At 60.3% G+C, this 17,972-nt stretch carries 19 protein-coding genes; 11 read left to right on the forward strand and 8 right to left on the reverse strand.

All coding sequences use genetic code 11. The features are described 5' to 3' along the window. Positions 1-10: 10 nt before the first annotated feature. A complete protein-coding gene (locus ABLU73_RS19190; protein WP_004202072.1) occupies positions 11-871 on the reverse strand; it encodes a LysR family transcriptional regulator in 861 nt (286 codons plus the stop codon). Between the two features lie 97 nt (positions 872-968). On the opposite strand from ABLU73_RS19190, the gene ABLU73_RS19195 reads away from it, so the two are divergent. The 8 genes from ABLU73_RS19195 to arnF all read left to right on the forward strand — a co-directional run bounded on the left by ABLU73_RS19195 (position 969) and on the right by arnF (position 9,247). Then, positions 969-1,475, forward strand: coding sequence for a phenolic acid decarboxylase (locus tag ABLU73_RS19195; RefSeq protein ID WP_012540376.1), 507 nt, complete (start codon positions 969-971; stop codon positions 1,473-1,475). 396 nt (positions 1,476-1,871) lie between these two features. After that, a complete protein-coding gene (gene arnB, locus ABLU73_RS19200; protein WP_004202075.1) occupies positions 1,872-3,011 on the forward strand; it encodes a UDP-4-amino-4-deoxy-L-arabinose aminotransferase in 1,140 nt (379 codons plus the stop codon). A 1-nt stretch (position 3,012) separates the two neighbouring features. Further along, the gene (arnC, locus tag ABLU73_RS19205) at positions 3,013-3,996 is read left to right on the forward strand and encodes an undecaprenyl-phosphate 4-deoxy-4-formamido-L-arabinose transferase (protein ID WP_004202077.1); all 984 of its coding nucleotides are present in this window, start codon (positions 3,013-3,015) and stop codon (positions 3,994-3,996) included. Then, positions 3,993-5,978 (forward strand): bifunctional UDP-4-amino-4-deoxy-L-arabinose formyltransferase/UDP-glucuronic acid oxidase ArnA, encoded by a 1,986-nt coding sequence (gene arnA / locus ABLU73_RS19210; protein WP_264923660.1) that lies wholly within the window; start codon positions 3,993-3,995, stop codon positions 5,976-5,978. The genes arnC and arnA overlap by 4 nt, the downstream gene beginning before the upstream one ends. Beyond that, entirely contained in the window at positions 5,975-6,877 is a 903-nt protein-coding gene (arnD, locus tag ABLU73_RS19215; RefSeq protein ID WP_004202080.1) for a 4-deoxy-4-formamido-L-arabinose-phosphoundecaprenol deformylase, read from the forward strand. The genes arnA and arnD overlap by 4 nt, the downstream gene beginning before the upstream one ends. Beyond that, positions 6,877-8,532: a lipid IV(A) 4-amino-4-deoxy-L-arabinosyltransferase gene (gene arnT, locus ABLU73_RS19220; protein ID WP_032456697.1), complete on the forward strand. Its 1,656-nt coding sequence runs from the start codon at positions 6,877-6,879 to the stop codon at positions 8,530-8,532. The genes arnD and arnT overlap by 1 nt, the downstream gene beginning before the upstream one ends. Continuing rightward, positions 8,529-8,867, forward strand: coding sequence for a 4-amino-4-deoxy-L-arabinose-phosphoundecaprenol flippase subunit ArnE (arnE, locus tag ABLU73_RS19225; RefSeq protein ID WP_004202083.1), 339 nt, complete (start codon positions 8,529-8,531; stop codon positions 8,865-8,867). Before arnT ends, arnE begins: the two co-directional genes overlap by 4 nt. Continuing rightward, positions 8,867-9,247, forward strand: coding sequence for a 4-amino-4-deoxy-L-arabinose-phosphoundecaprenol flippase subunit ArnF (arnF, locus tag ABLU73_RS19230; protein ID WP_023319275.1), 381 nt, complete (start codon positions 8,867-8,869; stop codon positions 9,245-9,247). The genes arnE and arnF overlap by 1 nt, the downstream gene beginning before the upstream one ends. On the opposite strand, the gene ABLU73_RS19235 is transcribed toward arnF, so the two are convergent. Further along, positions 9,244-10,293 carry an AI-2E family transporter gene (locus tag ABLU73_RS19235; protein ID WP_004202085.1) on the reverse strand — a complete coding sequence of 350 codons (1,050 nt, stop codon included), beginning with the start codon at positions 10,291-10,293 and terminating at the stop codon, positions 9,244-9,246. The two genes, arnF and ABLU73_RS19235, sit on opposite strands and share 4 nt — an antisense overlap. A gap of 133 nt (positions 10,294-10,426) precedes the next feature. On the opposite strand from ABLU73_RS19235, the gene ABLU73_RS19240 reads away from it, so the two are divergent. Continuing rightward, positions 10,427-11,647: an MFS transporter gene (locus ABLU73_RS19240; protein ID WP_048295685.1), complete on the forward strand. Its 1,221-nt coding sequence runs from the start codon at positions 10,427-10,429 to the stop codon at positions 11,645-11,647. Here ABLU73_RS19240 and ABLU73_RS19245 read toward each other — a convergent pair whose 3' ends face one another. Both ABLU73_RS19245 and ABLU73_RS19250 read right to left on the reverse strand, forming a co-directional pair. Beyond that, entirely contained in the window at positions 11,648-12,205 is a 558-nt protein-coding gene (locus ABLU73_RS19245; RefSeq protein ID WP_017899984.1) for a DcrB family lipoprotein, read from the reverse strand. It lies immediately after the preceding gene. 73 nt (positions 12,206-12,278) lie between these two features. Further along, entirely contained in the window at positions 12,279-12,944 is a 666-nt protein-coding gene (locus ABLU73_RS19250) for a 7-cyano-7-deazaguanine/7-aminomethyl-7-deazaguanine transporter (protein WP_004202088.1), read from the reverse strand. Positions 12,945-13,150: 206 nt separating this feature from the next. Here ABLU73_RS19250 and tusA point away from each other — a divergent pair, with 206 nt between their 5' ends. Further along, positions 13,151-13,396, forward strand: a complete 246-nt coding sequence (tusA, locus tag ABLU73_RS19255; protein ID WP_002920858.1) for a sulfurtransferase TusA — start codon at positions 13,151-13,153, stop codon at positions 13,394-13,396. A gap of 190 nt (positions 13,397-13,586) precedes the next feature. Here the strand turns inward: tusA and zntA are convergent, their stop codons facing one another. Both zntA and ABLU73_RS19265 read right to left on the reverse strand, forming a co-directional pair. Next, on the reverse strand, positions 13,587-15,797 hold the full coding sequence (gene zntA, locus ABLU73_RS19260; protein ID WP_348850367.1) for a Zn(II)/Cd(II)/Pb(II) translocating P-type ATPase ZntA: 2,211 nt from the start codon (positions 15,795-15,797) through the stop codon (positions 13,587-13,589). A 78-nt stretch (positions 15,798-15,875) separates the two neighbouring features. Further along, complete coding sequence (locus ABLU73_RS19265; RefSeq protein WP_004202090.1) at positions 15,876-16,502, reverse strand: lysoplasmalogenase; 627 nt, start codon at positions 16,500-16,502, stop codon at positions 15,876-15,878. 150 nt (positions 16,503-16,652) lie between these two features. On the opposite strand from ABLU73_RS19265, the gene ABLU73_RS19270 reads away from it, so the two are divergent. Continuing rightward, a complete protein-coding gene (locus ABLU73_RS19270) occupies positions 16,653-17,003 on the forward strand; it encodes a DUF2500 domain-containing protein (protein ID WP_074377636.1) in 351 nt (116 codons plus the stop codon). Positions 17,004-17,016: 13 nt separating this feature from the next. On the opposite strand, the gene ABLU73_RS19275 is transcribed toward ABLU73_RS19270, so the two are convergent. Together ABLU73_RS19275 and rsmD are read right to left on the reverse strand one after the other, a co-directional pair. Next, positions 17,017-17,292, reverse strand: coding sequence for a DUF1145 family protein (locus ABLU73_RS19275; RefSeq protein ID WP_004202092.1), 276 nt, complete (start codon positions 17,290-17,292; stop codon positions 17,017-17,019). Continuing rightward, complete coding sequence (gene rsmD, locus ABLU73_RS19280; RefSeq protein WP_017899982.1) at positions 17,282-17,878, reverse strand: 16S rRNA (guanine(966)-N(2))-methyltransferase; 597 nt, start codon at positions 17,876-17,878, stop codon at positions 17,282-17,284. Before rsmD ends, ABLU73_RS19275 begins: the two co-directional genes overlap by 11 nt. Between the last annotated feature and the right edge of the window lie 94 nt (positions 17,879-17,972).

The following is a 17,972-nucleotide window of genomic DNA, read 5'->3' on the forward strand; positions in this document are numbered from 1 at the left end:
GCTTTACCCCTCAGGGCGCCCGGAACAACCCCAGCAGCGTGGCCACCTGTTCGTCGATCGGCACCAGATCCCGCTTGACGATCAGATGCAGCGGCGTCGCGCGGCGCGCGCCATGGCTGAGGGGCAGCCGCTTCAGCACGCCCTGATCGAGATGGGAACGAATGCGCTCTTCCGGCAGCCAGCCGAAGCCGACCTGATACATCACCGCATCAATGGCGGCGTCAATGGTGGAGAAAGTCCAGGCGTCACGCGTCGCCTGGCCATCGCCGGTCTGGTCGGCAATGCGCACCAGCGGCCATGGCGCCAGCGCGCTATCCTCCAGCGGACCGTCGAGCGCGGCGAGAGGATGGTCGCGGTGGGCGACGGCGATAAAATCAATATTCATCAGCCACTCTCCGCGGCCGGTAATATCCTGGCGGCGGGTCAGAACCATGACATCGGCTTCCGTTCGCGCCGCGCCCTCGTCATCCATATTTTCCAGCACTTCGGTGAGTCTGACCTGCGTCTGCGGATAGCGCTGCTGAAACTGGCGCAAAATGGCGAACAACCGCTGGCGCGGGAAAATGCTGTCGACCACCAGATCCAGACGGGTGCGCGCCCCGTTGCGCAGAGTGGCGGCATGCGTCTCAACGTAGGCGAAGGCCTGTAGCAGCGGTTTGACCTGATTCAGCAGCAGTTCGCCGGCCGGGGTCAGCACCGCCCGCCGCCCGGACGGCGCCAGCAGCGCTACCCCTAAACGCTCCTGCAGCAGCGCGAGGTTATAGCTCACCGAAGACTGGCTGCGATTGGTCTCCTCCGCCGCTCTGGCAAAGCTCCCCAATTCCACTACCTTTTCGAGTAACGCCCACTGCTCCAGGGTTGTCTTGTGCATAATCAATCTAAAATTTGGATGTATTTAATCCAAACATAGCGTTATTCATTCAATTTTTAAAGACGTATGCTGTCCTCAACAACACAGAGGAGAATAAATGATGAGCACTTTCGACAAACATGACCTCAGCGGCTTTATCGGTAAACATCTGGTCTACACCTACGACAACGGCTGGAACTACGAAATTTACGTCAAAAACGGCCACACCCTCGACTACCGTATTCACAGCGGCATCGTCGGCAATCGCTGGGTGAAAGATCAGGAAGCGTACATCGTGCGGGTGGGGGAAAGTATCTACAAAATCTCATGGACCGAACCGACCGGTACCGACGTCAGCCTGATCGTCAACCTGGGCGATAAACTGTTCCACGGCACCATTTTCTTCCCGCGCTGGATCATGAATAACCCGGAAAAAACCGTCTGCTTCCAGAACGATCACATTCCTCTGATGAATTCGTACCGCGATGCCGGCCCGGCCTACCCGACGGAAGTGATTGACGAGTTTGCTACTATCACCTTCATTCGCGACTGTGGCGCGGATAATGACGAGGTTATTAATTGCCCGGCAAGTGAATTGCCAGCTGATTTTCCTGCAAATTTGTAATTAAGCAGAAATAACTTTGTGATCTGCGCTAACTTTTTGTCATCAAGCGTGACAAAGACAGCGTCATTAATTGTTATCTGGTTTAACCCCCGTTTACTTTCCGCGATAGCGTTCCTGTTTGCTTTTCCAGACAGGAACGCTTTTTTGTCAAAATTCTGCCATAAATAAAACCTATCATTCTGTTTCTTAATGATTTATTTGGCTATGCTGAGAAAAGATTAATTTCTTAATATTATCCTAAGCAAGGTCGACTACATTAATAGTGGTCGAAATACCCTGAAATGGAATGCCGCGCTGAACTCACTTCATTTTAATTTCGTTTAAGTCCGCAGGCGCAGGATATTTTATTCTAACGACCCAGGTTTGTGCGTGGGTCATCTACAGAACAGGATGATGATGAGCGATTTTTTGCCTTTTTCGCGCCCGTCGATGGGCGACGCAGAGCTGGCAGCCCTGCGTGAAGTTTTAACGTCGGGCTGGATCACCACCGGACCGAAGAATCAGGCACTTGAAGCGGCATTTTGCCAGTTGACCGGCAACCGCCACGCGATTGCCGTCAGTTCAGCGACCGGCGGGATGCATGTGACCCTGATGGCGCTGGGTATTGGCCCTGGCGATGAAGTCATTACACCGTCCCAGACCTGGGTCTCCACTCTCAATATGATCTGCCTGCTGGGCGCCACGCCGGTAATGATCGATGTCGATAACGACAATCTGATGATCACCCCTGAGGCGGTGGCAGCGGCGATCACCTCGCGTACCAAAGCGATTATTCCTGTGCACTACGCGGGGGCGCCAGCCGATATCGACGCCATTCGCGCGGTGGGCGAGCGCCATGGCATTCCGGTGATCGAAGACGCCGCCCATGCGGCGGGGACCCACTATAAGGGCCGCCACGTAGGCTGGCAGGGGACCGCGATTTTCTCGTTCCACGCGATCAAAAACATGACCTGCGCTGAAGGCGGCCTGATTGTCACCGACGACGACGAGCTGGCCTCCCGTATCCGCAGCCTGAAATTCCATGGCCTTGGCGTGGACGCCTATGACCGCCAGACCCATGGCCGCGCGCCGCAGGCGGAGGTGATCGCTCCGGGCTTTAAATACAATCTTGCCGACATCAACGCCGCGCTGGCGCTGGTCCAGCTGGAAAAACTGCCTCACGCCAACCAGCGGCGGGCGGAAATTGCCCAGCGCTATCTGCGCGAACTGGCGGACACGCCGTTTACGCCCCTGACCGTCCCGGCCTGGGATCACCAGCACGCCTGGCATCTGTTTATCATCCGCGTCGATGAGGCTGCCTGCGGCATCAGCCGCGACGCGTTGATGGAAAAGCTAAAGGCGATGGGTATCGGCACCGGTCTGCACTTCCGTGCGGCCCATACGCAAAAATATTACCGCGAGCGCTTCCCGGAGGTTTCCCTGCCGAATACCGAATGGAACAGCGCCCGCATCTGTTCTCTCCCGTTGTTCCCGGACATGACCGATGACGATGTCACTCGCGTCATTTCCGCACTGCGCCAGCTGTCAGGACGTTGATATGCTTACTTACCCTCCCGTGAAGAAGGTCTCGGTGGTTATTCCGGTTTATAACGAACAGGATAGCCTGCCGGAGCTGCTTCGTCGTACGGATACCGCCTGCGCCACGCTGGGGCGGCAATATGAAATTCTGCTGATCGACGATGGCAGCAGCGACGATTCCGCGCGCATGCTCACCGAAGCTGCCGAGGCGGAAGGCAGTCACGTCGTCGCCGTGCTGTTAAACCGTAACTACGGGCAGCACTCGGCGATCATGGCCGGTTTCAGCCATGTAACCGGCGATTTAATCATTACGCTTGACGCCGACCTGCAAAACCCGCCGGAAGAGATCCCGCGGTTGGTAGAGAAGGCGGATGAAGGCTACGACGTGGTGGGCACCGTTCGCCAGAACCGTCAGGACAGCATCTTCCGCAAAACCGCGTCGAAGATGATCAACCGCCTGATCCAGCGCACCACCGGCAAAGCGATGGGCGACTACGGCTGCATGCTGCGCGCTTACCGCCGCCATATCATCGACGCCATGCTCAACTGCCATGAGCGCAGCACCTTTATCCCGATCCTGGCGAATACCTTCGCCCGTCGCGCGGTGGAGATCCCGGTGATGCATGCCGAACGTGAATTCGGCGACTCCAAATACAGCTTTATGCGCCTGATCAACCTGATGTATGACCTGGTGACCTGTCTGACCACCACGCCGCTGCGTCTGCTCAGCATTTTCGGCAGCGTGATAGCCCTGCTGGGCTTCGCCTTTGGCCTGATGCTGGTGGTGCTGCGTCTGGCCTTTGGCCCGCAGTGGGCGGCGGAAGGGGTATTTATGCTCTTCGCCGTGCTGTTTATGTTCATCGGCGCTCAGTTTATCGGGATGGGCCTGCTCGGGGAGTATATCGGACGCATCTATAACGACGTGCGCGCGCGTCCCCGCTACTTTATTCAACGTGTTGTTCGCCAGCCGGAAACGGCATCTAAAGAGGAAGATCGTTCATGAAAGCCGTAGTCTTCGCTTATCACGATATGGGCTGCACCGGTATCCAGGCTCTGCTGGACGCTGGATATGATATCGCTGCTATTTTCACCCACCCGGATAACCCTGGCGAAAACCATTTCTTTGGCTCCGTGGCGCGCCTTGCCGCCGAGCAGGGCATTCCGGTGTGGGCGCCGGAAGACGTGAACCATCCGCTGTGGATTGAGCGTATCCGCGAGATGAAGCCGGACGTGCTGTTCTCCTTCTACTACCGCAACCTGCTGGGCGATGAGATCCTCAGTCTTGCGCCGAAAGGGGCGTTTAACCTACACGGTTCGCTGCTGCCGAAATATCGCGGCCGCGCGCCGCTGAACTGGGTACTGGTCAATGGCGAAAGCGAAACCGGCGTGACGCTGCACCGGATGGTGAACCGCGCGGATGCCGGCGATATCGTCGCTCAGCAAACCGTGGCGATTGGCCCGGATGACGCCGCCCTGACGCTGCACCGCAAGCTGTGCGCTGCCGCCACTGAGCTGCTGAGCCAGGCGTTGCCGGCGATCCTCGCCGGAACCACCGATGAACGTCCGCAGGATCACAGCCAGGCGACCTATGTGGGACGGCGCACCCCGGAAGATGGCCGCCTCGACTGGGAGCAGCCGGCGCAGACGCTGCACAATCTGGTGCGCGCGGTCTCCGATCCGTGGCCGGGGGCCTTCGGCTACGCTGGCGCGAACAAATTTATTGTCTGGAAATCCCGTGTACGCAATGATCTACCTGCAGCCAAACCGGGCACCGTTATCTCCGTTGCACCGCTGATCGTGGCGTGCCAGGAAGGGGCGCTGGAGATTGTCACCGGCCAGACCGAACGCGGCGTGTACATGCAGGGCGCCCAGCTGGCGCAGGCGCTGGGCCTGGTGTCCGGGGCGGTGATCAGCAGCAAACCGGTGGTGGCGGTTAAGCGTCGTACCCGGGTGCTGATCCTCGGCGTCAATGGCTTTATCGGTAACCATCTGACCGAACGCCTGCTGCAGGACGACAACTATGAGATTTACGGCCTGGATATCGGCTCCGACGCCATCAGCCGTTTCCTCGACTGCCCGCGTTTTCACTTCGTGGAAGGCGATATCAGCATTCACTCCGAGTGGATCGAATATCACATTAAGAAATGCGACGTGGTGCTGCCGCTGGTAGCTATCGCCACCCCTATCGAGTACACCCGCAACCCGCTGCGCGTGTTCGAGCTGGATTTCGAAGAGAACCTGAAGATCATCCGCGATTGCGTGAAATACAATAAGCGCATCATCTTCCCGTCGACCTCTGAAGTGTACGGCATGTGCACCGACAAAAACTTCGACGAAGATACTTCCAACCTGGTGGTCGGGCCGATCAACAAACAGCGCTGGATCTACTCGGTCTCCAAGCAGCTGCTGGACCGCGTGATCTGGGCCTACGGCGATAAGAATGGCCTGAAGTTCACCCTGTTCCGTCCGTTCAACTGGATGGGGCCGCGTCTGGATAACCTCAACGCCGCGCGTATCGGCAGCTCCCGCGCCATCACCCAGCTGATCCTCAACCTGGTGGAAGGCTCGCCGATCAAGCTCATCGAAGGCGGTAAGCAGAAGCGCTGCTTTACTGACATCAGCGACGGTATCGAAGCGCTGTTCCGCATCATCGAGAACAAAGACGGCCGCTGCGACGGGCAGATCATCAACATCGGTAACCCGGATAACGAAGCGAGCATCAAAGAGCTGGCGGAGATGCTGCTGGCCTGCTTCGAACGCCATCCGCTGCGCGATCGCTTCCCGCCGTTTGCCGGCTTCCGCGAAGTGGAAAGCAGCGACTACTACGGCAAGGGCTATCAGGACGTTGAGCATCGCAAACCGAGCATCCGCAACGCCAAACGCTGCCTGAACTGGGAGCCGAAGGTGGAGATGGAAGAGACCGTTGAGCATACGCTGGACTTCTTCCTGCGCACGGTAGAACTGGTGGACGCTAAACATCCATGAAACAGGTCGGCTTACGCATAGATGTCGATACTTTTCGCGGGACGCGGGACGGTGTTCCGCGGCTGCTGGACCTGCTAGGCCAGCACGGGATTCAGGCAAGCTTCTTCTTCAGCGTCGGGCCGGACAATATGGGGCGCCACCTGTGGCGCCTGGTAAAACCGAAGTTTCTGTGGAAGATGCTGCGTTCCAGAGCGGCTTCGCTGTACGGCTGGGATATTCTGCTGGCCGGCACCGCGTGGCCGGGACGCCGCATCGGCGCGGGGAACGAGGCGGTGATCCGTGCGACCGCCGAGTCTCATGAAGTGGGCCTGCACGCCTGGGACCACTACAGCTGGCAGGCGTGGAGCGGCGTCTGGCCGCAGGAACGGCTGACGCTGGAGGTCGAGCGTGGCCTGCTGGAGCTCGAGCGCATCATCGGCCGGCCGGTCACCTGTTCGGCCGTTGCCGGCTGGCGCGCCGATCAGCGGGTGGTGAAAGCCAAAGAATCCTTCGATTTTCTCTACAACAGCGACTGTCGCGGCACGCGGCCGTTTCTGCCCCAGCTCGGCAGCGGCGTCTCTGGTACGGTGCAGATCCCGGTCACGTTGCCGACCTGGGACGAGGCGGTGGGCACGGCGGTGGATATCGCCGGCTTTAACCGCTATCTCCTCGACTGCATCCATCGCGACCCTGGCGTGCCGGTCTATACCATTCACGCCGAAGTGGAAGGTATTGCCTATGCCGATCAGTTCGATGAACTGCTGACCATGGCGGCGGAAGAAGAAATTCAGTTTTGCCCACTGAGCCAGCTGCTGCCCGCTGACTTTAGCGAGCTGCCGTCCGGCAAAGTGGTTCGGGGTGAACTGGCTGGCCGGGAAGGCTGGCTCGGACGTGAACAATTACTGACTTCGGGTGTTTGATGAAAAGCATTCGCTATGGCGTCTCTCTGATTGCGCTGTTTGCGCTGTATTACCTGCTGCCGCTCAATTTCCGTTTGCTCTGGCAACCCGATGAAACACGCTATGCGGAGATCAGCCGTGAAATGCTGGCCACCGGCGACTGGGTGGTGCCGCATTTTCTCGGGCTGCGCTACTTCGAAAAGCCGATTGCCGGTTACTGGATCAACAGTGTCGGCCAGTGGCTGTTTGGCCATAATAACTTCGGCGTACGCTTCGGGTCGGTCTTCGCCATCACCATGACCGCCGTGCTGGTGGCCTGGCTGGCGTGGCGCATCTTTCGCGATAAGCGGGTAGCCGTCCTGTCGCCAGTGATTTTTCTCACCGCGATGCTGGTGTATGCGATTGGTACCTATGCGGTGCTGGACCCGATGATCACCCTGTGGCTGGCGCTGGCGATGTGCAGCTTCTGGGGCGCGACGCAGGCGCAGAGCCGCGGCGGCAAAATACTGGGTTACGTGCTGTTGGGCGTCGCCTGCGGTATGGGGGTGATGACCAAAGGTTTCCTTGCGCTGGCGGTGCCGGTGGTGGGCGTTCTGCCGTGGGTGATCGCCCGTAAACGCTGGCGTGAAGTGCTGACCTACGGTTGGCTGGCGGTTGTCGTCTGTACGCTGGTGGTGCTGCCCTGGGGGCTGGCTATCGCCCAGCGCGAGCCGGACTTCTGGCGCTACTTCTTCTGGGTCGAGCATATTCAGCGTTTCGCCGAAAAAGACGCCCAGCACAAAGCGCCGTTCTGGTACTACATCCCGTTCCTGATTGCCGGCAGCCTGCCGTGGCTGGCCCTGCTGCCAGGGGCGCTGAAGCGCGGCTGGCGTGAGCGCGATGAGGCCCGCGGCGCGCTGTATCTGCTCGGTTGGGTGGCGATGCCGCTCCTGTTCTTCAGTATTGCAAAAGGCAAACTGCCGACCTATATCCTGCCGTGCTTTGCGCCGCTGTCGATCCTGATGGCCCGCTACGCGCTGGAGGCGGCGAAGACCGGCGCGAAAGCGCTGCGCATCAATGGGATGATCAACCTGGGCTTTGGCCTGCTGGGGCTGATCGCCGTGCTGGTGGTCTCGCCCTGGGGCGTGATGCACAAGCCGGTATGGACCAAGATTGAGCTGTATAAATGTCTGCTGGCGGCCATCGCCTTCGCCGTCTGGGCGCTGATGGGCTGGCTGGCGATGAAAGACGCTGGCCGCCGTTGGAGCCTGGCGGCGCTTTGCCCGCTTGGCCTGGCGCTGCTGGTGGGCTTCGCCATTCCGGACCGGGTTATCGACAGCAAACAGCCGCAGTTCCTCGTGGATATCGTCAGCGAATCCCTGCAGCCCAGCCGTTACGTCCTGACGAACAACGTCGGGATCGCCGGCGGCCTGGCCTGGGAGCTGAAGCGAAGCGATATTATTATGTTCGACAAACAGGGTGAGCTGAAGTACGGTCTCGACTGGCCGGACGCTCAGGGAAGCTTTGTCAGCCAGGCCGGGTTTGCCGACTGGTTGGCCACGCACCGTCAGCAGGGGCCGGTCTCGCTGGTGCTGTTGATGGATAAAGGAGAGAGTATGGTCGACTTACCGTTACCGAAACCCGATAACGCCTATGAGCTGGGTCGGGTGGTCTTCCTTCAGTACCTGCCGCAATGAGCGTCTGGATCTGTCTGGTTTTCGCCAGCCTGCTGAGCTGCGCCGGACAGCTGTGCCAGAAACAGGCGACCCGCCCGTCCCGTCGCGGACGGCGGAGTCGCCATATACTCTTCTGGCTGGGGATGGCGCTGCTATGCCTCGGCTGCGGCATGCTGCTGTGGCTGAGCGTCCTGCAGTCTATTCCGGTGAGCATCGCCTATCCGATGCTGAGCCTGAACTTCGTCTGGGTCACCCTCGCGGGCTGGGGCATCTGGCATGAGCCGGTCGCTCGCCGCCACTGGTTTGGCGTCGGGTTGATCGTCGTGGGCATTGTCATTCTGGGGACCAGCGTTTGATGGGCTTTCTCTGGGCATTATTCAGCGTCGGCCTTGTCAGCGCCGCGCAGCTGCTGCTGCGCAGCGCCATGGTGGCCTTGCCGCCGCTGACCGATATTCTGGCCTTTCTCCAGCATCTGCTGCATTTCGAGCCTGGTACCTTCGGCCTGTTTTTCGGCCTGCTGGGCTACCTGTTGTCAATGGTCTGCTGGTACTTTGCCCTCCACCGTCTACCGTTATCAAAAGCGTATGCACTGTTGAGCCTGAGCTATATCCTGGTGTGGGCTGCCGCCATCTGGCTGCCCGGCTGGCATGAGCCGTTCTACTGGCAATCGCTGCTGGGCGTGGCGATTATCGTCGCCGGCGTATTGACCATCTTCTGGCCGGTGAAACGCCGCTAGCCGGGGAGCCGGCTTTTGGGACGCCCCGGGCCGAGCAGGATCGCCAGCTTGCTGCCCCCGACGGTGGTCTCCATCCAGATTTTACAGACGCTGGTTAACGGCACCGAGAGCAGCATTCCCACCGGCCCCAGCAGCCAGCCCCAGACCAGCAGCGACAGGAACACCACCAGGGTCGACATCCCCAGCCGGTGGCCCATCATGCGCGGCTCCACCATGTTGCCCAGCACCATATGCACCACCAGAAACAGCGCCCCGACCAGCAGGCACTCATAGATGCCGCTGAACAGCAGCGCCTGCAGCATGGGTGGGATGGCGGAGATGGCGGAGCCGATATTCGGCACATAGTTCAGCAGGAACGCCAGCACCCCCCACATCAGCGCGAACTGCACCCCCATCGCCAGCAGCCCCAGCCAGACAATCAGCCCGGTCCACAGGCTGATCAGCGTTTTCAAAGCCAGATAGTGGGTAACGCCTTTCAGCGCCCGGTGCAGCCCGGCGATATGCAGACGAGGGTTATTGAGGGCAAAACGCAGTTTGTAGGGCAGGTGGCGAACCTCAAAAAGCATAAAGATCACCGTCATCACCAGCAGCACAATGCTGGCCATCGCCCCGGAAAGCTGGGTCATCAGCGTTGTGGCCCAGGTCATCAGCCGTTCTGAATCCATACGCCGCAGCATGCGCTCCGGATTGATATGCAGGTTGAGAAAGGGGAGATACTCCTGGAGCTGGACGATCTTACGCGTCAGGGCGCGGTTGAAATCGGGCAGCATGGCGACAAAGTCATTGAGCGACGCCGCCAGCACGCCAAGCAGCGCGGTGAGCATCACCAGCATTGCCGTCACCACCAGGGTAATGGCGAACGGGCGCCGCACCCCGCGGCGAATGAACCAGGTGACCAGCGGGTTGAGGACGATAGCGAAAAACAGCGCCAGCAGGAGCTGCACCAGAATATCGGCGGCGGCGTGGATCCCTGCGAGGATAATCACCAGCGCCGCCAGCTTAAGTAAAATATGGAGCCCGGCTTTATCAGCCTGCGGAGGGGACATAGGTATTCCTTTTGTGAGTCGCGCCTGATAAGTGTAGCGGTTCGCCGACTGCCAATATTCCGAAAGGCGAGCTGCTTTTCCGCCGCCAGCGTGGTAATAGTGAAAGCTGGTTGTCGAAATCTGGTGGAACCTGATGCCCGAACCCGTCGCCGAACCGGCGCTCAATGGACTGCGCCTCAATCTGCGGATTGTCTCCGTCGTCATTTTTAACTTTGCCAGCTATCTCACCATCGGCTTGCCGCTGGCGGTGCTTCCCGGCTATGTGCATGATGTAATGGGCTTTAGCGCTTTCTGGGCCGGCCTGGTGATTAGTCTGCAATATTTCGCCACGCTGCTCAGCCGCCCGCACGCCGGGCGCTACGCTGACCTGCTGGGGCCCAAAAAGATTGTCGTCTTCGGCCTCTGCGGCTGCTTTTTAAGCGGTCTGAGCTATCTGCTGGCCGCCTGGAGCAGCGGCTGGCCGCTGGTTAGCCTGCTGCTGCTATGCCTCGGGCGGGTCATTCTCGGCATCGGCCAGAGCTTTGCCGGCACCGGCTCGACGCTGTGGGGCGTCGGCGTTGTTGGGTCGCTGCATATCGGGCGGGTGATCTCATGGAACGGCATTGTGACCTACGGGGCGATGGCGATGGGCGCCCCGCTCGGCGTGCTGTGCTATTCGTACATTGGCCTCAGCGGCCTGGCCGGGGTCATTATGGCGGTTGCGCTGGCGGCTATCCTCTGCGCGCTGCCCCGCGCAGCGGTGAAGGCGGCGAAAGGCAAAGCGATGTCGTTTCGCGCGGTGCTCGGGCGGGTGTGGCCTTACGGCATGGCGCTGGCCCTGGCCTCCGCCGGTTTCGGGGTGATCGCCACCTTTATCACGCTGTTTTATGAGGCCAAAGGCTGGGACGGGGCGGCCTTCGCCCTGACGCTGTTCAGCTGCGCGTTCGTTGGTGCGCGGCTGCTGTTTCCTAACGCCATTAACCGCCTCGGCGGGCTGAACGTGGCGATGCTCTGCTTTAGCGTGGAGATCATCGGCCTGCTGCTGGTCGGCTTTGCTGATACGCCGCTGCTGGCGAAAATCGGCACCTTGCTTACCGGGGCCGGGTTCTCGTTGGTCTTTCCGGCGCTGGGCGTGGTGGCGGTGAAAGCGGTGCCGCAGCACAACCAAGGGTCGGCGCTGGCCACCTATACCGTGTTTATGGATTTGTCGTTAGGCGTCACCGGGCCGCTGGCCGGCTTGCTGATGGCGTGGACCGGGATCCCGGTGATATATCTGGCGGCGGCAGGTCTGGTGATGGCGGCGCTGCTGTTGGGCTGGCGGCTAAAAAAACGGCCCCCGGTTAGCGAACCGGAGGCCAGCGCACCAGGCCAGTAATTACTGGATGGTGAGGGTGCTGATGATGCTTTCCGCTTCGGTCTGCGCCTGCTGCTGGTTGTCCGCCGGCAGGGTGACCTGCAGGGTCAGCAGTTTGTCATCCACTTTGCCGAGCAGTACGGAAGACCACGCGGTCTGCCCCTTGGCGGAGATGATGCTGTCCAGCTGCTGCAGGGTATGACCTTTGATCTCCAGCGACTTATTGCTCACCACCTGCAGCTGCGGGTCGCGGCTACGCTGCTGATCTTCCAGGCGTTTCGCCAGCACCGCCAGGTCTTCATTGGTGCTGTCGCCGACGATGACGATGACTGCTTTCTGGCCGGTGGCGTCAGAATAGACGTGCATGTTGTTCGCCTGAGTACCCAGTTTGCCGCTCTGGTCGGCCATGCCCGCAGGCAGGGTGAAGCTCAGCTTGCCATCCAGCAGGCTGATTGCCTGGCCGCTGGCATTGCTCTCCGCTGCTGCGCCAACGGTTGGCGCTTTTGAATCGCTGTTATCGCAGGCGGCAAGCCCCATCACCAGCAGGCCAATACCGACATATTTAACCAAATTGCGCATTGACATCTTCCTTTCGATAAACGGCCACTAATGGCTCATCCGGCTATCTTAACACATCAGTCCGCGAGTACCTTTAACTCGGCTGCAATGCCGACAAATCAGATTTATCCGCCAGCCTTTTCAACAGCATATTTAACAGAACGCCGTACATCGGCAGGAAGAAAATGATGCTGATAAGCACTTTAAAGCTGTAGTCGACGAGGGCGATCTCCCCCCAGTGAGCGGCCATAAACGGATCCGGGCTGCGCCAGAAGGCGATGAAGAAGAACGCTACGGTATCGCTGATGTTGCCGAACAGCGTCGAGGCGGTGGGGGCCAGCCACCAGTGACGACTCTGCCGCAGGCGGTTGAAGACGTGGACGTCAAGGATCTGCCCCAGCGCATAGGCCATAAAGCTGGCGATGGCGATGCGCGCGACGAAGAGATTAAAGGTGCCCAGCGCGGCGAAGCCCTGCCACTCGCCCATGTAAAACAGGGCGGAGATGGCGTAGGAGATGACCAGCGCCGGGACCATCACCGCAAAAATAATGCGTCGCGCCAGCGGTGCGCCAAAAATTCGCACCGTCAGATCGGTGGCGAGGAAGATAAACGGAAAACTGAACGCGCCCCAGGTGGTATGGAAACCAAAGATGGAGATCGGCAGCTGAACCAGATAGTTGCTGGAGGTAATCACCAGCAGATGAAATAGCGAAAGCCAGACGAGCGCTTTTTTGCGCTGTACGGTAGTAAACGGATTCATATTGTGACCTTTTTATGCCCGTCATGCTTCAGGTAAATGAGCAATCGGCAGCGGAACGTTGGGGTGAGGGAACCCAATTAAAAACGGCTGCATGATACTGCGTTGCCGGCGTAATGCAATGGTTGTTTTTCGCGCAAACGTTAACCTGGCTTGCGTACTGGCGAGCAGGGGGTAAACTAGGGCCGTTTTGTTGACGTGAGACTAAAATGAGCGAACTTTTCTCCACTCCTGACCACACTCTGGATGCCCTGGGACTCCGCTGCCCGGAGCCGGTCATGATGGTGCGTAAAACCGTGCGGACGATGCCGGTGGGCGAGACGCTGCTGATTATTGCTGACGATCCGGCCACCACCCGCGATATCCCGGGATTCTGCCGCTTTATGGAGCATGAGCTGGTGGCCCAGGAAACCGAAGCCCTGCCGTACCGCTACCTGATCCGCAAAAGCCACTGAGCCTCTCCCGGATGGCGGCGCGCAGCGCCTTATCCGGGCTACCCGACGGTCCGGAACCGTAGCCCTGCTAAGCGTAGCGCGAGCAGGGAATACCCCGGATGGCGGCGCGTAGCGCCTTATCCGGGCTACCCGACGGTCTGGAACCGTAGCCCTGCTAAGCGTAGCGCGAGCAGGGAAGCCGGTATCTATGCTACAACTTCTTACGCAATAACCGCAGCGCGTTAGCCGTTACCAGCACGGTGGCGCCGGTATCCGCCAGCACCGCCAGCCACAGACCGGTCAGGCCGAGCAGGGTGGTGACAAGGAAAATCCCCTTCAGCCCTAAGGCAATCGCGATGTTCTGGCGGATATTGGCGTGAGTCGCCCGCGCCAGGGAAATCATCTGCGCCAGGCCGGTCAGACGGTTGTGGGTCAGCGCGGCGTCGGCAGTCTCCAGCGCCACGTCGGTACCGCTGCCCATGGCGATGCCGATGGTCGCCGCTTTCATCGCCGGGGCGTCGTTGATGCCGTCGCCGACCATCGCCAGCGGCGCATCGGCATTCAACGCCATCACCGCTTCGACTTTGTCCGCCGGCAGCAGGCCGGCGCGGAATTCCAGCCCCAGTTCGCTGGCGATGGCCGCCGCGGCGCGCGGGTTATCCCCGGTAAGGATCACCCCCTGAACGCCCAACTGATGCAAAGCATCCACCGCCTGACGCGCGTCGTCGCGCAGGGTATCGCGCAGCGCCAGAATGCCGAGCAGCGTCTCGCCGCGCATCACCAGCACTACCGTTTGCCCGGCGCTTTCCAGCTGCTGGATCTGCGCCTCATGCTCTGCCGGGGCGGCTTTGCTGGCGGCGCAGATCAGGATGCGGCTGCCGTTGACTTCGGCTTCGATACCAGAGCCCGCCAGCGCCCGCTGGCCGCTGGCAAGCGGAATGCTCAGCTGACGCCGCTGCGCTTCACGGACGATGGCCTGCGCCAGCGGGTGGCTGGAGCCTTGCTCCACCGCCGCCGCCAGCGCCAGCAGCGCGTTGTCGTCAACTTCGGCCGTGGCAATAACCGAAGTCACCTGCGGCTGGCCGACGGTCAGGGTGCCGGTTTTATCGAACGCCACCTGGCGCACCTGGCCCAGCTGCTCCAGCGCCGCGCCGCCTTTGATTAGCGCCCCGCGGCGGGCGGCGACCGCCAGGCCGGAGGTGATGGCCACCGGCGTGGAGATGACCAGCGCGCACGGACAGCCGATCAGCAGCAGCGTCAGCCCTTTATAAATCCACGGCAGCCAGGCGCTGGCGAAGAACAGCGGCGGGACAATGACGACCAACAAGGCCACGACCATAATGGCCGGGGTGTAGATCCGGCTGAAGCGGTCGATGAAGCGCTCGATTGGCGCCCGACGCTCCTCAGCCTCTTCAATCAGCTTCAGGATGCGGTCGATGGCGCTGTCGCCCGGTTCGGATATCACGGTAAGCTGCACCAGGCGATCGACGCTGGTGGCGCCCGCCGCTACCCGTTCCCCGGCCTGACGCTCCACCGGCACCGACTCGCCGGTCAGGGCGCTTTCATCAAAGCTGGCAAACGGCGACAGCAGCTGTCCATCCGCCGGCAGACGCCCGCCGGCAGCCACTTCAATCACATCTCCGGGACGCAGGTCGCGCTGGGCGACGGTTTCCCGCACGCCGTTGCGCAGACGGATGGCGGTGTCGGGCTTCAGCGCCATCAGCGCGCTCACCCCCTGCCGCGCGCGGCTGGCGGCCCAGCCTTCGAGACGCTCGCCGATCAGGAACAGCAACAGCACCATCGCCGCCTCCGCGGTGGCGCCGATAAACAGCGCCCCGATGGCGGCGACGCTCATCAGCGTTTCAATGGCGAACCAGCTCCCGCTCTTGATCAGGCGTAGCGCCTGGCGGGCAACCGGCCACAGGCCAACCAGGGTGGTGGCAATAAAGGCCAACTGACCGGCAGGGTGGTTGGCCTGCTCCAGCCCCCAGCTCAGGGCCATCATAATGACCAGCGTCAGCAACGGTAAATTGTCGCGCAGCCGCGAGCCCTGCGTTTTCTCTGACGCGGGGGCATCGGCATCGCGCAGCGTATAGCCTGCCTGACGTACCGCCTGCTCAACCTGGGCGCGAACGTCGCCTTCAGCGTTAACCAATAATTTTTCCGTGGCGAACAGCACCTGAACCTGACTGACGCCGGGCACCTGACGAACCGCCGTTTCCACCTTGCGGGCGCAGGCGGCGCAGTCCATGCCGGCAACCTGCCAGCTGTAGCGGGCGTCGCTAAGCGCTTCGGCAGCTGGTGCGCTCTCTACGGCGCAGGCGTGGTCTGTGCAGCAGCTCTCCGCCGGGGCGGGCGCTGGCCGCATGGTGAATGACGAGAATTGTGGGACTTTTTTATCCTGCGCGTCTGGAGTCGACATGGCACCCTCCGGTAAATGATAATTTTCTCATTAGCCGTAGGATACACTCTGGAGTCGACTCCAGAGTCAAGGACTAAATTACAGGTACAGCGCGCGCACGATGAGGAAGTGGCCGGCAAAGTAAAACGCGGCGGCAATGGCGTTATCGGCGCGGAAACGGCGACGATAGTGACTTACCAGCCACACGGCATTGCTCAGCAGCAGCAGAGCGGCGCCGGCGAAACCGGACAGCGCGGTGTCGGTAGGGCGGGCAAACCATAGCTCACCGGCCAGCCAGACCATCACCAGCGTCATGCCGATAAAGGTCAGCACCGGCATTTTCATCTCTTCCAGGCGGCTCCAGATCACCGCCATCAGCAGGGCGCCGAATACCAGCAGCACCAGCGGCAGCGGCCAGAAGAACGACAGCGTCAGCTGGCTGGCAAACCAGATGGTATACAGCAGATGCGACAGGAAGAAGGCGCCCACCGCGTACATCACCCGCTGACGCGGCAGCAGGGTGAGGGCGTCGCCGAGCAGCGAGGCGCACAGGCCAGCCAGCACCAGGTAGCTGATGGCATTGAACATCGGCGCCTGCCAGGCCAGCAACAGCAACAGAATCAGGGTGACAGGTTTAAATACCCAGCGTCGCCAGGCCGGCCCGCGATAGGATGCATCGACATAAAGCCATGCGGAGAAACAGACAGCAATAAATGACCAAAGCATAGTAAGTCCCTGTATCTGTTATCATAAAGAAAGTTACGGATGCGTGAAGCTACCACTCAGTGTAGTGGTTTGGCGCAGCAGATGACAATGTTATTCCAGTCGCAGTATGCTGATTCCTGATATTTTTTATGGGTAACCTTAATGAGTAAAATGCCGCTCTTTTTTGTTCTGGTCGTCGCGGTGATTGTGGTGGCGGCTTCGTTTCGCTATGTGCAGCAGCGCCGCGAAAAACTGGCGAACGACGCCGCGCCGGTGTTGCAAAAGCGGGTGATCGTCAGCAATAAGCGGGAAAAAGTGATTAACGATCGGCGTTCGCGCCAGCAGACGGTGACGCCTGCGGGCAGCGAGATGCGCTATGAAGCGAGCTTTCGCCCTGAGAGCGGCGGGCTGGAGGTGGTGTTTCGCCTTGACGCGCCGCAGTATCATGCGCTGAGCGTCGGCGATCGCGGGATGTTGCGTTATAAGGGCACAGCGTTCGTGGCGTTTACGCCCGATCCCTGAGCCCTTGTCAGGACTATTTCTTCAGCGTCGCCTTCAGTTTTTTCTGCCAGGCGACGAGCTCAAACACGCCGAAGATAAAAATGCGGATTTGCTCAAAGCGGCCCAGCGGCGGGGCATCTTTCGGCTGCGTCGCCTTGAGCAGCGTCAGCTGCAGGCCATGCATCAGGATCATAAAAATCAGCGCGACGTTGACGAAGATATTCAGCGGCTTCGGGAAGGGCTGAAACAGATTCAATAACAGAAAGGCCCAGACGCACAGCATCAGCAGGCGGCCTAAATTAATCAGCATGGTGCTCTCCTTGGGCCTCACGTTGGTAAAGACGGTACGCGACCTGTCCGGCCACTTTTTCACGATACAGATGCCAGTTTGCCGGTACCGGCGGTAAACCGTTTTCGACTTCGCTTTCGACGTACACCAGGGCCTCATCGGCCAGCCAGCCCTGCGTTTCCAGCAGGCGCAGCGTCTCCTCCAGCAGCCCCTGACGGAACGGTGGGTCGACGAATACGATCTCATGCGGCGTGCCCGGTTGGCTCAGGAAGCTGAGGGTGTTGGTCGCGATCACCTTGCCGCGATCCGCTTTCAGGGTGGCCAGGTTTTTTTGCAACTGCTGAGCGACGCCGCGCTCCATCTCCAGTAGCGTAGTGCTGGCCGCATAGCGGGACAGCGCCTCAAGCCCCAGCGCGCCGCTGCCGGCAAAGCAGTCGAGGCAGTGCGCGTCAACGATGGACGGCGCCAGCCAGTTAAAAAGGGTTTCGCGAACCCGGTCGGTGGTCGGCCGCAGGCCCGGGCTCTCCGGCACCGGTAATTTACGGCCGCGCCATTGCCCGCCGATGATGCGGATCTGACCGCTGCCCGCGTGGTTTGGTTTTTTCATCTCTCTGCTCAAGTCTCAACTTCCGGCCTGCTATTCTAGCGATCGACGGCGGTTGACGAAACCTTAATCCGGGGGCGGTGCTGCGAGTTAAGTT

Origin of the sequence: Klebsiella sp. GG_Kp175 (assembly GCF_040062325.1) — a bacterium.
GTDB classification, from domain to species: domain Bacteria; phylum Pseudomonadota; class Gammaproteobacteria; order Enterobacterales; family Enterobacteriaceae; genus Klebsiella; species Klebsiella quasipneumoniae.

Coding starts and splice junctions, on each gene's coding strand:
- arnE (WP_004202083.1), top strand. CDS start 8,529: ATGAGCGTCTGGATCTGTCTGGTTTTCGCCAGCCTGCTGAGCTGCGCC.
- ABLU73_RS19190 (WP_004202072.1), bottom strand. CDS start 871: ATGCACAAGACAACCCTGGAGCAGTGGGCGTTACTCGAAAAGGTAGTG.
- ABLU73_RS19265 (WP_004202090.1), bottom strand. CDS start 16,502: ATGCTTTGGTCATTTATTGCTGTCTGTTTCTCCGCATGGCTTTATGTC.
- rsmD (WP_017899982.1), bottom strand. CDS start 17,878: ATGAAAAAACCAAACCACGCGGGCAGCGGTCAGATCCGCATCATCGGC.
- ABLU73_RS19250 (WP_004202088.1), bottom strand. CDS start 12,944: ATGAATCCGTTTACTACCGTACAGCGCAAAAAAGCGCTCGTCTGGCTT.
- ABLU73_RS19235 (WP_004202085.1), bottom strand. CDS start 10,293: ATGTCCCCTCCGCAGGCTGATAAAGCCGGGCTCCATATTTTACTTAAG.
- arnC (WP_004202077.1), top strand. CDS start 3,013: ATGCTTACTTACCCTCCCGTGAAGAAGGTCTCGGTGGTTATTCCGGTT.
- arnA (WP_264923660.1), top strand. CDS start 3,993: ATGAAAGCCGTAGTCTTCGCTTATCACGATATGGGCTGCACCGGTATC.
- ABLU73_RS19195 (WP_012540376.1), top strand. CDS start 969: ATGATGAGCACTTTCGACAAACATGACCTCAGCGGCTTTATCGGTAAA.
- ABLU73_RS19270 (WP_074377636.1), top strand. CDS start 16,653: ATGCCGCTCTTTTTTGTTCTGGTCGTCGCGGTGATTGTGGTGGCGGCT.
- arnT (WP_032456697.1), top strand. CDS start 6,877: ATGAAAAGCATTCGCTATGGCGTCTCTCTGATTGCGCTGTTTGCGCTG.
- tusA (WP_002920858.1), top strand. CDS start 13,151: ATGAGCGAACTTTTCTCCACTCCTGACCACACTCTGGATGCCCTGGGA.
- arnD (WP_004202080.1), top strand. CDS start 5,975: ATGAAACAGGTCGGCTTACGCATAGATGTCGATACTTTTCGCGGGACG.
- zntA (WP_348850367.1), bottom strand. CDS start 15,797: ATGTCGACTCCAGACGCGCAGGATAAAAAAGTCCCACAATTCTCGTCA.
- ABLU73_RS19275 (WP_004202092.1), bottom strand. CDS start 17,292: ATGCTGATTAATTTAGGCCGCCTGCTGATGCTGTGCGTCTGGGCCTTT.
- arnF (WP_023319275.1), top strand. CDS start 8,867: ATGGGCTTTCTCTGGGCATTATTCAGCGTCGGCCTTGTCAGCGCCGCG.
- ABLU73_RS19245 (WP_017899984.1), bottom strand. CDS start 12,205: ATGCGCAATTTGGTTAAATATGTCGGTATTGGCCTGCTGGTGATGGGG.
- arnB (WP_004202075.1), top strand. CDS start 1,872: ATGAGCGATTTTTTGCCTTTTTCGCGCCCGTCGATGGGCGACGCAGAG.
- ABLU73_RS19240 (WP_048295685.1), top strand. CDS start 10,427: ATGCCCGAACCCGTCGCCGAACCGGCGCTCAATGGACTGCGCCTCAAT.